The 12,253-nt window shown below is 67.0% G+C and carries 13 protein-coding genes; 2 read left to right on the plus strand and 11 right to left on the minus strand.

What is annotated here, in order from left to right; genetic code table 11:
• Window positions 1–10 precede the first annotated feature (10 nt).
• From TEF_13350 to TEF_13385, 8 genes are all read right to left on the minus strand, one after another.
• Window positions 11–1,171 carry a phytanoyl-CoA dioxygenase gene (locus TEF_13350; GenBank protein ANK83474.1) on the minus strand — a complete coding sequence of 387 codons (1,161 nt, stop codon included), beginning with the start codon at window positions 1,169–1,171 and terminating at the stop codon, window positions 11–13.
• Between the two features lie 97 nt (window positions 1,172–1,268).
• Window positions 1,269–1,406: a cytochrome oxidase maturation protein, cbb3-type gene (locus tag TEF_13355; GenBank protein ID ANK81672.1), complete on the minus strand. Its 138-nt coding sequence runs from the start codon at window positions 1,404–1,406 to the stop codon at window positions 1,269–1,271.
• On the minus strand, window positions 1,403–3,634 hold the full coding sequence (locus TEF_13360; GenBank protein ID ANK81673.1) for a hypothetical protein: 2,232 nt from the start codon (window positions 3,632–3,634) through the stop codon (window positions 1,403–1,405). Before TEF_13360 ends, TEF_13355 begins: the two co-directional genes overlap by 4 nt.
• On the minus strand, window positions 3,631–4,080 hold the full coding sequence (locus tag TEF_13365; GenBank protein ANK83475.1) for a hypothetical protein: 450 nt from the start codon (window positions 4,078–4,080) through the stop codon (window positions 3,631–3,633). The genes TEF_13360 and TEF_13365 overlap by 4 nt, the downstream gene beginning before the upstream one ends.
• Window positions 4,081–4,129: 49 nt before the next feature.
• The gene (locus TEF_13370) at window positions 4,130–5,605 is read right to left on the minus strand and encodes a cytochrome c oxidase accessory protein CcoG (GenBank protein ID ANK81674.1); all 1,476 of its coding nucleotides are present in this window, start codon (window positions 5,603–5,605) and stop codon (window positions 4,130–4,132) included.
• A gap of 6 nt (window positions 5,606–5,611) precedes the next feature.
• A complete protein-coding gene (locus tag TEF_13375) occupies window positions 5,612–6,535 on the minus strand; it encodes a cytochrome c oxidase, cbb3-type subunit III (GenBank protein ANK81675.1) in 924 nt (307 codons plus the stop codon).
• A 166-nt stretch (window positions 6,536–6,701) separates the two neighbouring features.
• The gene (locus tag TEF_13380; GenBank protein ID ANK81676.1) at window positions 6,702–7,424 is read right to left on the minus strand and encodes a cytochrome c oxidase, cbb3-type subunit II; all 723 of its coding nucleotides are present in this window, start codon (window positions 7,422–7,424) and stop codon (window positions 6,702–6,704) included.
• Window positions 7,425–7,440: 16 nt separating this feature from the next.
• A complete protein-coding gene (locus TEF_13385; GenBank protein ID ANK81677.1) occupies window positions 7,441–9,045 on the minus strand; it encodes a cytochrome c oxidase, cbb3-type subunit I in 1,605 nt (534 codons plus the stop codon).
• A 134-nt stretch (window positions 9,046–9,179) separates the two neighbouring features.
• Here TEF_13385 and TEF_13390 point away from each other — a divergent pair, with 134 nt between their 5' ends.
• Complete coding sequence (locus TEF_13390; GenBank protein ANK81678.1) at window positions 9,180–9,716, plus strand: hypothetical protein; 537 nt, start codon at window positions 9,180–9,182, stop codon at window positions 9,714–9,716.
• Window positions 9,717–9,722: 6 nt separating this feature from the next.
• On the opposite strand, the gene TEF_13395 is transcribed toward TEF_13390, so the two are convergent.
• Complete coding sequence (locus TEF_13395; GenBank protein ID ANK81679.1) at window positions 9,723–10,463, minus strand: transcriptional regulator; 741 nt, start codon at window positions 10,461–10,463, stop codon at window positions 9,723–9,725.
• Between the two features lie 193 nt (window positions 10,464–10,656).
• Between TEF_13395 and TEF_13400 the strand changes: the two genes are divergently transcribed.
• Window positions 10,657–11,502, plus strand: a complete 846-nt coding sequence (locus tag TEF_13400; GenBank protein ID ANK81680.1) for a hypothetical protein — start codon at window positions 10,657–10,659, stop codon at window positions 11,500–11,502.
• 20 nt (window positions 11,503–11,522) lie between these two features.
• On the opposite strand, the gene TEF_13405 is transcribed toward TEF_13400, so the two are convergent.
• Both TEF_13405 and TEF_13410 read right to left on the minus strand, forming a co-directional pair.
• Window positions 11,523–11,867 carry a hypothetical protein gene (locus tag TEF_13405; GenBank protein ID ANK81681.1) on the minus strand — a complete coding sequence of 115 codons (345 nt, stop codon included), beginning with the start codon at window positions 11,865–11,867 and terminating at the stop codon, window positions 11,523–11,525.
• Complete coding sequence (locus TEF_13410; protein ID ANK81682.1) at window positions 11,864–12,220, minus strand: hypothetical protein; 357 nt, start codon at window positions 12,218–12,220, stop codon at window positions 11,864–11,866. The genes TEF_13405 and TEF_13410 overlap by 4 nt, the downstream gene beginning before the upstream one ends.
• Window positions 12,221–12,253 lie beyond the last annotated feature (33 nt).

Genomic DNA, 12,253 nt, shown 5'->3' on the forward strand with positions numbered 1-12,253 from the left:
GGCTGCAGTTTCAGATGCTCAGGTCTTCAAGATTGTAGTCGAAGACGTCCAGCTTCGCCTTGTCGTCCCAGGTCCAGATCTCGCCCGCTTCGGCATGGGGCTTGTAGACGAAGGGCGTCTCGTCGGGAAAACGCTGCCGGCGCGCGTCGATGGCGTAGCCGATCATGCGCGAGCGGCGGCGGATGCGGGCGTCGTCATAGACCGCACGGGCGTTGTGGATGCCGCCCGCTTCCACGTTCAGCACCGACTTCCGGCGGTGGAAGCCGAAGTTGAAGGTCACCCGCCAGTCCTTCGAGTTGTTGGCGAAACTGCCGTGCACGACCTGGCGGTTGGTGATGGCGAGGTCGCCGGGCTTCGCCACCAGCGGCACCGCCTCCGGCAGGCGGTCGGTGCCGGCCGCCTCCACCATCGCCGCGATGTCGATCTGACGGAGCTTGTGGGTGCCGGGCACGACCCAGAGGCCGTTGGCAGGGGTGCAGCCATAGAGCTGCGCCATGCAGTTGAAACCGTGGGTGCCCTGGTCCCATTCGGGATCGTCCCAGTGGGTGACGCCGTCGCGGTGCCAGGCGACTGAGGCGCCCAGGCCCGGTTCCTTGATGAACAGCGCCTCGTTGAAGGGCGTGAAATCCTGACCGTTGATGGCCGACACCATCTTCAGCACTTCCGGATGGCCGTAGAGCCGGAGTGCAGCTTCCGAATGCTGCAGCGTGCCCAGCATCAGATAGACGATCTCCTCGGGCGCGTCCTTCGCGGCCTCGGGCTCGTACATCTTCACCGGATGGCGCCCGTTGGCGGCGGCGGTGCCGCCGAAGGGATCTGCCAGCGGCTTCGACCAGAACAGCGACGGCGCCTGCTGGCCGACGCCGATCGCCTTGCGGCCCTGCGCGTCGACTTCCTCGCCCTTGGCCACGGGGAAGCGGGACATGATGTCTTTCAGATCGCGTTCCAGATCCGCCAGTTCGTCCGCCTTCAACACGCCCTCGAAGACGTAGAAGCCGCAGCGCCAGTAGGCCTCGACGATGTCGGGATGCAGCGCCCCGTCTCCGGCAAAGCGGATGGGGCCGCGATTGCCCAGCGCGTGGGCGCGCTCCTCGCCTTCGGCCATGTACTTTTCCATGGCCGCGGCCTGGGCGGCGTGATCGATGGTGCGGGCGATGACAGGCGGGTTCATGGCGATCCTCCCCAGGACCATGCTGGAAGCTACGGCGTTTCGCGCAGTGTACCCTCACGCCACGGAAGGCGCAAAGCATGCGCGCCCTGCGCCGACGTCAATCGTCCAGCAGGATCCGCTCCGCGTCGCCCTCGGGGTCGTCGTACTGACCCGAACGCAACGCCCAGATGAAGGCCCAGAGGCCGACGCCGCCCAGCAGCAGCGCGACGGGAATGAGATAGATCAGCACGTTCATGCCCTTGCCTCCCGAACCGTTGTGGCGGCGGCGTTGGCCGGTTTGCGGCTGCGGCCCTCACCGAGGCGCAGGCGGAGCGCGTTCAGCGTCACCACGACCGACGACGACGACATGGCGATCGCAGCGACCAGCGGCGAAGCCCCGCCGAGGACGGCCACGGGAATGGCGATCAGGTTGTAGATCAGGGCCAGGCCGAAGTTCTGCAGAATCAGCCGACGCGCCTTGCGCGACACCGCGAGCGCCGCGGTCACCGCGTCCAGCCCCTCGTGCAGGAAGACGAAGTCCGCGGCCGCCCGTCCGACATCGGAGGCACTCGCCGGCGCCATCGACACGTGGGCCGCGGCGAGCGCCGGGCCGTCGTTGATGCCGTCGCCCACCATCAGCGCCCGGTGTCCCTCGTCCGCCAGCGCCTGCAGCGCCGCGATCTTGTCGCCCGGCTGCTGGCCTGCGCGCCAGTCTTCGATGCCGGCCTCGGTGGCGGTGCGCGCCACGGCGGCGGCGTTGTCGCCCGACAGCAGCATCGGGCGGAAACCCAGGCCCTCCAGTTCCGCGACCATTGCCGCAGCCCCGGGCCTCAGCGCGTCCTCGAACTCCACATGACCGGCGGGGTGGCCGTCGATCCTGAGCCAGAGCTCCGTGGCCCCGGGCGCGCCACCTTCGGCCGGGCCGGCGAAGGCGCGGCGCCCGAGGCGCAGTTCGTGGCCGGCGACCTGTCCGGAAAGCCCTTCGCCGGGATGTTCCTCGACCGTGTCCGCCTCGGGACCGGCAGGCGGTCCGGCATGCGCGGCCAGCGCCAGCGCCAGCGGGTGGCGGCTCCGCCGCGCAAGGGCCCCGGCAAGCGCCAGATGCGCCTCGTCCAGCGTGGCGCGGACGATGCGGGGCCGGCCCGTGGTCAGCGTGCCGGTCTTGTCGAACACCGCCCGATCGGATTGCGCCATCCGTTCCAGCGCGGTGCCGTCCTTCACCAGAATGCCCTTCGCGAACAATACGCCGCTGGCGACCACCTGGACGGCAGGGACGGCAAGGCCCAGAGCGCAGGGGCAGGTAATGATCAGAACCGATACGGCGATCCAGAGGGCGTGGCTCCAGTCGCCGCCGGTGACGACCATCCAGCCGATGAAGGTCAGCAGCGCGATCAGATGCACCGCCGGGGCGTAGACCTGCGCGGCGCGGTCGGCCAGGCGGACATAGCGCGCGCGGCCGTTCTCCGCCTCCTCCATCAGCCGCACCACCTGGGCCAGGAAGGTGTCGTCGCCGACAGCGGTGGCGCGGATGGTCAACGGGCGGGTCAGCGGCATGGTGCCGGCACGGACCGTCGCCCCCGGCCCCGCCGCGACGGGCTGGGATTCGCCGGTGACGATGGCGCAGTCCAGATCGGCCGCGCCCTCGACCACGACGCCATCGACGGGAATGCGCTCGCCGGCCGCCACCAGCAGCCGGTCGCCGGGTGCGAGGTCGTCGACGGCCACCCGCTCCTGCCCCGCCTGAGTCAGGCGCGTGGCCTCCGTCGACCAGAGCGAGAGGAGCTGGCTGACGGTCGCGCGGGCCCGGGCGCGGACGCGATGGTCCAGATAGCGGCCGAGCAGCAGGAAGAAGAGCAGCATCACGGCGGCGTCGAAGAAGGCCTCCTCGCCGCTGAGGAACGTCGCATGCAGGCTGAGCGCCGCGGCCAGCACCACGGCCAGCGAGATCGGCACGTCCATGTTGAGCGTGCGCGCCTTCAGGGCCTGCCAGGCGGAGTCGAAGAACGGCCGTCCGGCATAGAGGATCGCCGGCAGCGCGATCAGCGCCGAGACCCAGTGGAACATGTCGCGCGTCGCGCCCTCGGCGCCGGACCAGACCGAAACCGAAAGCAGCATCACGTTGCCGGCGGCGAAGCCGGCCACGGCCAGGGCGCGAAGCAGTTCCCGCCCGCGCCGGTCTTCCTGCTGCGCGCCGGCGGCATGGGGGTCGTAGCGGCGGCAGTCATAGCCCAATGCCTCGACGGTGCGGACGATCTCGTCCGGGTCGCCGGCGCCGTCCATGACGACGCTCAGCCGCCGTGTCGACAGGTTCACCCGCGCGTTGCCGACGCCGGGGACGGCGCCGACCGCGCCCTCGATCTTCGCAATGCAACCGGCGCAGTGGATGCCGGGGACGATCAGGTCCAGACGTACGCTCTCCCCGCCCCGGCCCGCCCGGCGGGACACTGGCCTAACCGAATCGGCGACATGGCCGCAACAGCTCATTGGCCCGGGTCCTTGACGAAGAAGCGGACAATGCGGCGGAACTCCGCGCCCGCGCCATCGCGCGCCACGGCGTCCAGTTCCCATTCGCCGGCGCCCAGCGCGGCATCGGTCCGGTAGAGGCCGCTGCCGGCCTCCCGAAAGGCGACCGGACGGTCTTCGCGGTCGGTGACCGGCCGACCCAGGCGTCCGGCGATCTCCAGACCGGTCAGCGGCGCGCCGGCGCCATCGGTGAAACGCAGTTCGACCACGCCGGCCCGGTGGGTCACGGCGGCGCGCCAGCCCAGTTCCTCCTGAGCGCGCGCCTTCGCCATCATCCGGTTGTAGTCCTGGCTGGCGACGTAGCTGTTCTTGACCACCAGGCCGTTGTCGCTGTCCAGCGCGAAGCTGAGCAGCCCCAGGTTGACGACGATGATGACGCCGAAGAAGGCCAGCATCGACAACAGCATCTTGCGGCCGGTGAACGGGCGGGCGTTGCTTTCGATCGCTTCCATGGCTTCAGTCTCCGGGCGCATAGAACGTGGCGCCGTAATGAGCCTCCTCGATGCCGCCCAGGTCGGTGACGCTGAAGCGGAAGGGCGTCGCGCCCAGCTCGATCTCCGGGCCGGGGACGGTGACGAAAACCTTCAGCTCGCGCACCTTGTCCGGTTCCAGGATGAACTCGCGGGTGCGGCTCGGCCACAGGTCCTGACCGACCACGGTCATCAGGCCGCCCGGCAGGTCGGCGACACGCAAAAGGACACGCCGTTCCTCCAGTTGCATGTTGAGGATCTTGATCGTGTAGCCGTTGCGGACCGCTCCGTCGGAGAGAATGACATACTGCGGGTTGCGGTCGTGCAGCACGTTCAGCTCCAGCCGGTCCCGCACCGCCAGCGCGAACAGCATGGCGAGGCCGACCAGGGCCCAGATACCGGCATAGATGAAGGTGCGAGGCCTGAGCACGGTGCGCTTCAGCGGCGGCGCTTCGCGGCCCGCCTCCTGGGCGTCGTAGGTTCTCAGGTTGTTGTAGGAGATCAGGTTCGGCGTGCCGCCGGTCTTCTCCATCACGTTGTTGCAGGCGTCGATGCAGAGCGCGCAGTTGATGCACTCGAGCTGTCCCCCGTCGCGGATGTCGATGCCCATCGGACAGACGGCCACGCACTGGTTGCAGTCGATGCAGTCGCCCAGCTTGTGGGCTTCGGGGCCCTTGCGGTGCCGGCCGCGCGGCTCGCCCCGCCAGGCGTTGTAGGTGACGCTGAGCGAGTTCTCGTCCAGCATCGCGCCCTGGATGCGCGGCCACGGACACATGTAGGTGCAGACCTGTTCGCGCATGAAACCGCCGAAGACGAAGGTCGTCGCCGTCAGCACGGCCACCGTGGCATAGGCCACCGGCGCGGCCTCCCCCGTGAACAGGTCCACGAACAGGGTCGGCGCGTCGGCGAAATAGAACACCCAGGCGCCGCCGGTCGCCACGGCGATCAGCAGCCAGATCAGCCATTTCGCCAGCCTCTTGCGGGTCTTGGTGAAGGTCCAGGGGGCCTTCTCCATGCGGAAGCGGGCATTGCGGTCGCCGTCGATCCAGCGCTCCACGTGGATGTAGAGATCGACCCAGACCGTCTGCGGGCAGGCATAGCCGCACCAGGCGCGGCCCAGCACCGAGGTGACGAGGAACAGGCCGATACCGGCCATGATCAGCAGGCCGGCAACGAAATAGAATTCCTGCGGCCAGATCTCGATGAAGAAGAAGAAGAACCGGCGATGCTCCAGGTCGATCAGCACCGCTTGGTCGGGCATGCCCGGACCGCGGTCCCACCGGATCCAGGGCGTGATGTAGTAGATCCCGAGAAGGATCCCCATCAGCCACCATTTCAGGCGGCGGAAATGGCCGGCGACGCGCATCGGGTGGATGCTTTCGCGCGCCTTGTAGAGCGAGCGCCGCTTCCGGGCGTTGACCGCCTCGACCTCGATCCGGTCGACCCGATGCGCGTTGGCCATTCCGTACTACTCCTGCCGGATGTCGATGCCCAGTTCGCCACCGCCCAGCGAGTGCACGAACAGGGTGAGCTGCTTCAGGGTGGCGTCGCTGAGACGGAAGTCCCAGGCGGGCATCACCCCGTGACGCGGGTTGACGACCTGCGTGCGGATTTCCTGCACCGAACTGCCATAGAGCCAGATGGCGTCATCCAGCGCCGGCGCGCCCTGACTCTGGTCGCCTCCGCCGTTCTCGCCGTGGCAGACGGCGCAGTTGTCGGCATAGACCGTGGCGCCCGCCGCGGCCAGATCCGCGTCGTGCTCCAGTTCGGCCAGCGAGCGGACGTGGTGGGCGACCGCGTTGATCTGCTCGCGGCTGAGCAGGCCGTCGCCGAAGGCCGGCATCTGGGAGAACCGGGTCTCGTCGTCACGCTCGTAGCGGATGCCGTGCTGCAGGGTCTGGTAGATGTCCTGCACACTGCCGCCCCAGAGCCACTCGTCGTCGTTCAGGTTCGGATAGCCCGGCGAACCCTGGGCGCCCGAACCGTGGCACTGCGAGCAATTGACGGCAAAGGCCGCGCGGCCGCCGTCGGTGGCGAAGCGAAACAGCGCCGGATCCTGACGAATCTCCTCGAGCGACAGGCGTTCGAGCGCGTCGAACTTCTCCTGCTGCGCGGTGATGGCGTCCTCGATGTCCCGTTCGACCGCGGCGCGGCTGGAATAGCCCAGCACGCCCTGCGTGGCGCTGTCGATAAGCGGCCATGCCGGATAGGCGATGGTGTAGCCGATCGCCCAGATGACCGTGGCGTAGAAGGTCCACAGCCACCACCGCGGCATCGGGTTGTCGAGTTCCTTGATCCCGTCCCACTCGTGGCCGGTGGTTGCCGTGCCGGTGACGGCGTCCGTCTCGGTCGCCGCTTCCTTGCCCTTGGCCGCGTCCGGATCTGTCCTCATGACTTCGGCTCCTGATCGTCCTGGAGCGGCTGGTGAGCCGCGTTGCGGTAGTACTCGCGGGCGCCCGGGCGGAAGAGCCGGAGAACGGCCGCGGAGAAGACGAGGACCAGGAAGACCAGTCCCCAGGTGTCGGCGAAATGCCGGAGGGTTTCGTGATCCATCGCGCTCACCTGTAGTTTTCTTCGGAACGGTAGGCGGAGAAGTCCACCAGCGTGCCGAGCATCTGCAGATAGGCCACCAGGGCGTCCATTTCCGTCAGCCGGCGCGGATCGCCGTCGAAATCGCCGACCTGGGCTTTCGGGTAGCGGGCCAGCAGCCCTTCCCAATCGCCCTCCGGATCGGCCTGGGCCCGCATGTCGGCCTCGGCCTCGGCGATCATCTCCTCGCTGTAGGGCACGCCGATGGCGGCATTGACCTCCAGATGCCGGGCGATGTCGTCGGTCCTGAGCCGGTTGTCGAGCAGGAACGAGTAGCGCGGCATGATCGACTCTGGCACCACCGACCGCGGGTCGATCAGGTGCTGGACATGCCACTCGTTGGAGTAGCGCTGTCCGACCCGCGCCAGATCCGGTCCCGTCCGCTTCGAGCCCCACTGGAAGGGGTGGTCGTACATGCTCTCCGCGGCCAGGCTGTAATGGCCGTAGCGCTCCACCTCGTCGCGCATGGGCCGCACCATCTGGCTGTGGCAGTTGTAGCAGCCCTCGCGGACGTAGATGTTCCGCCCCGCCAGCTCGAGCGGGGAGTAGGGACGCACCCCCTCCACCTCCTCGATGGTGTTCTCCATGTAGAACAGCGGAGCGATTTCCACGATGCCGCCGATGGACACCACGAGGAAGCTCAGGACGAGCATCAGCGTGGCGTTCTTCTCGATCTTTTCATGCTTGAACATGTCTGCGCTCTCCGGTTCAGGCGGTCTGGCTCTGGACCACAGGGTCCGGCCCGGCGGGTTCCCGCTCCGGCGAATGCATGATCGTCCGCCAGACGTTGTAGACCATGAGAACGGCGCCAGCGATGTAGCAGAGGCCGCCGATGGCGCGGATGACATAGAAGGGATGCATCGCGTCCACGGTCTCGGCGAAGCTGTAGACCAGGAAACCGTTCTCGTTGTACTCGCGCCACATCAGGCCCTGCATGATGCCGCTGACCCACATCGCCGCCGCGTAGATGACGATGCCGATGGTCGCGAGCCAGACGTGCCAGCTCACCAGCTTCAGCGAGTACAGGCCCATGCGGTTCCACAGCCGCGGCACCAGGAAGTAGATGGCGCCGAAGCTGATCATGCCGACCCAGCCGAGCGCACCCGAATGCACGTGGCCGATGGTCCAGTCGGTGTAGTGGCTGAGGCCGTTGACCGACTTGATCGACATCATCGGACCCTCGAAGGTCGACATGCCGTAGAACGCCAGCGCGATGACCATCATGCGGATGATCGGGTCGGTGCGCAGCTTGTCCCAGGCGCCCGAGAGCGTCATCAGGCCGTTGATCATGCCGCCCCAGGACGGCATCCACAGCATGATCGAGAACACCATGCCGAGCGTCTGCGCCCAGTCGGGCAGCGCGGTGTAGTGCAGGTGATGCGGGCCGGCCCAGATGTAGAGGAAGATCAGCGACCAGAAGTGCACGATCGACAGCCGGTAGCTGTAGATCGGCCGCTCCGCCTGCTTGGGCACGAAGTAGTACATCATGCCCAGGAAGCCCGCGGTCAGGAAGAATCCGACGGCGTTGTGGCCGTACCACCACTGGGTCAGGGCGTCCTGCACGCCGGCGAAGACCGAGTAGCTCTTGGAGCCCAGGGGCGACACCGGAATCGCCATGTTGTTGACCACGTGGAGCATGGCCACCGTGACGATGAACGCCAGGTAGAACCAGTTCGCCACGTAGATATGGGGCTCCTTGCGCTTGATGATCGTCCCCAGGAAGACCGCGAGATAGGCCAACCAGACAATCGTCAGCCACAGGTCGACATACCACTCGGGCTCGGCGTACTCGCGCGACTGGGTCACGCCCATCAGATAGCCGGTCGCCGCCAGCACGATGAAAAGCTGGTAGCCCCAGAAGACGAACCAGGCGAGACCGCCGAAGGCGAGCCGCGCGCGGCAGGTGCGCTGCACCACATAGAAGCTGGTGCAGATCAGCGCGTTGCCGCCGAAGGCGAAGATCACCGCCGAGGTGTGCAGCGGACGCAGCCGGCCGAAATTGGTGAAGGACCAGTCGAGGTTGAGTTCGGGGAAGGCGAGCTGCAGCGCGATGACCAGGCCGACCAGAAAACCGACCACGCCCCAGAACACGGTCGCGATCACGCCGTAGCGGATGACGCCGTCGGCATAGCCGCTGGCATCTTCGCGCGCCGGGCGGTCGAAGTTCCGCAGCACGAAGTAGATGGCGATCAGGCTGGCGATGACGGCGACCCAGGCATGAGCCTGGAATTGCGCGTCATGCCCCCTCGCGGCGCCGATCAGCCCGGCCAGGCCGGTCAGGCTGAGCAACCCCAACTGGACGACGTTTCCCATCGATGTCCCCTTCCATTCTCGAATCCCGGCCGCTTCAAATCCCGGCGGCGCGGGCATCTAGCGGACAGCTACTGCAGTGCACAACGGGCAACCTTGATTTGGATCAAGATCGCGGGCGGCGCTCTGTGAGAGTCTTGGCCGCGATCAACAGCGTCAACTCAGGAATTGCCGGTTCGAACATGCGTATGCCCCTCCCCTATTCCCCGCTGAAGCGGGCGATTACCGAGCAATTGCGCAGTGAAGCGGAAACCGAGACGACGATTTCGGAAGAACACCGCCTCATCAGCGAACTCTGCGACCGTCTCGAACACGTCGCCGATGCGCTCCCCGGTCTTCCGGACCCGCAGCAGATGAGCGAACTTGTCGCACTGCTGAAAGTCGGCATTCCTGCCCATTGCGCGGCAGAGGAAGCGGCAATGGCCGAATTGCTTCAGAGGTCTCCCGAGCCGCCGGAAGCGGTCCGGGATGCCTTGGAGCTGATCCGTCAGGAGCATGCGGAGAACGAAGCGAACACGATGGAACTGGCGGACATGCTCGAGGAGATGAAGGGTCTGACCAAGGCAGACGATCCGAACACCCTCGGCTTCATGTTGCGTCAGGTCTTCGTCCTGATCAGACGGCATCTCGCCTGGGAGGAATATGTACTCGCCCACGTTCTGCCGGAGGGCTGAGCCCGCCTATTCCTCGTCGATGTTGGCGGCTTCCCTGAGGGTGGCCATGTCCCGGACGGAGAACTCCCGGCTGGCATGAAGCCGAAGGATGCCGGCAGACTTCAGCTTGCCGATCTGGCGGCTCACCGTCTCGATCGTCAGTCCCAGATAATCGGCGATCTCGCTGCGGCTGAGCGGCAGGAAGACGTGGACGTTGTCGGGATCCTCGTCTGTATGGCTGCAGCCGATCATGGGCGTGCGCCGTGCGATCATCTCGACGAAGCTCGCAACCTTTTCCGAGGCGGTCTTGCGGCCCAGCAGCAGCATCCAGTCGCGCGCGGCATCGAGCTCGTTCAGGGTGTCCTGGAACAGCCGCATTTCCAGACCCGGCTTTTCCTTGAGCAGACCTTCGAAAGCCTTCCGCGGGAAGAGGCAGAGCTCGACGTCGGTCGCCGCCTCGGCGAAATAGGGGCTCCGCTCCTTGTAGGCGCGGCCCAGAAAGTCGGGCGCGAACTGCAGGCCGACGATCTGCTGACGGCCATCGCCCAGCATCTTGGTCAGCTTGACGGCGCCGGAAACAATGTTGGCGAAGAAGTCGACATGGTCATCGGCGTTCAGGATCATGTCGCCGGGCTTGTATAGCCTGCGCTTGGCAATCGCGTTGATCGACGAAATTTCCTCGTCCGAAAGTGCGCCGCAAACCGCCCGATGACGGATCGCGCAAATCTGACATCTGAGATTAGAGCTGTCGAAAGGTGCGGACTGCATCACCCGATTTCCGAAAAAGGATCGCGTGGCCAACTTGTGCTCGAACGCGGAAGATGGTGACGCTGTTGGCCAGAACCCGCCACGCGACGTTCTGACTATGCCCGCAATCTGGAATACTATTTGATCCGGATCAAGACATTCAGCGCGCGGGGCAGGCATGTTCGCGTGCGACCGACGGCAAAGGAGGACTGTCATGGCGATCAAGGATATATTGCTGCATCTCGATCCGGCGACGGACATGGAGGCCGACATCGCGGCAGCCATCGGCATCGCCGAAACCAACGACGCCCATCTCGCGGCGCTCTATACGGCGGCGTCGATGCCCGCTTGGCCGGCCTACACCTATGCGGGGCTGCCCGGCGACGTGCTGGACACGATCGAGAGCCACGAGGCGCGGGCCGCCGAGGACATCCGCGCGACCTATGAGAAGGCCATCGCCGGATCCTCGCTCAGCGTCGATTTCCGCCATACGCGAGTCTACAGCGCCGAAGTGGCCGAAACGGTGGCGCGGCACGCCCGCCACGCAGACCTGCTGGTGATGGGCCAGTCGAAGCCCGACGAGCCCCGCGCCGGCGGCGCCGAGGTCGTCGAGGAAGCGGTGCTGGGCGCCGGGCGGCCCGTGCTGGTCCTGCCCTATGTCGGCAACCGCAAGTCCATGGGCACCAATGTCATCGTCGGCTGGGACGGCAGCCGGGAAGCCGCACGCGCGCTGAACGACGCCCTGCCCTTCATGAAGAACGCCAAGACCGTTCACGTCATGATCGTCAACCCCGATGCCAATGCCGTGAACTACAGCGAACTGCCCGGCGCGGACATCTCCCTGCATCTCGCCCGGCACGGCCTGAAGGTGGACCTGATCACGGAGAAGGCGTCCGGCATCGACCCGGCCAACCTGATCCTCTCGCGGGCCTCCGATATCGGCGCCGATCTGCTGGTCATGGGCGCGTTCGGGCACTCGCGCATCCGCGAATCCCTGTTCGGCGGCGTCAGCCGCAGCATCCTCCGGCAGATGACCCTGCCGGTCCTGATGTCCCACTAGAACTCCCAGCCGGGCGGTCGCTACGCCGGCGCCGGAAGCCGCACCTCTATCGCGGCGCTGGCGATGACCGCCCGGTCCTTTCCGTCCTCGTCGGGGACGTCCAGGCCGCCGGTCACGGCGCGCACGCTGACCCGGCCCACGGGCAGCGCCCGCTTCACCGCTTCCGTATCGACCTTGTCGGGACGCGCCACGCCGATGGTGACGTCGACCGCGAGGCTTGCCGGGTCGAGACCCAGCACGCGCACGAAGGTCAGCGAACTGTGCTGCAGCGCGTCCTGCACCGCGCGGACCGCCGCCTTGGTGTAGTCGCCGCCATGCAGGTCGGTGCCTGCGCCCATCTCCAGGATCGCCCGCGGCCCGCTCATGGCCGCGCTCCATTGTCGATGTCCAGATAGACGGCGGCGGCGGCATGCGCCATCACGGTGACGTCGTCGCCCGCGCCGTTCGAGATCTCCAGGCCGCCGGCCACGACCTCGACCGTGCCCGTACCATGCGGCAGCACCGCAAGTACCGCATCGCGGTCGACCGTTTCGGGCCGCGGCGCGCCGATGCGCACCTCGACGCGCATGGCGTCCGAACTCTGGCCCAGCGCGGGCGCCACCGTCAGCGAGTTCCGCCACAGCGCGTCCTTCAGCGCCCGCACGGCGGCCTTCGTGGCGTCACCGCCGCGGATGTCCGTCCCCATGCCGATTTCAAGAACCACCCGCCGCCACGCCATTGTCTTCCCCCTGCCCGTTGTCCCGGGGTCCGA

Source organism: Rhizobiales bacterium NRL2 (assembly GCA_001664005.1).
Lineage (GTDB): Bacteria > Pseudomonadota > Alphaproteobacteria > Minwuiales > Minwuiaceae > Minwuia.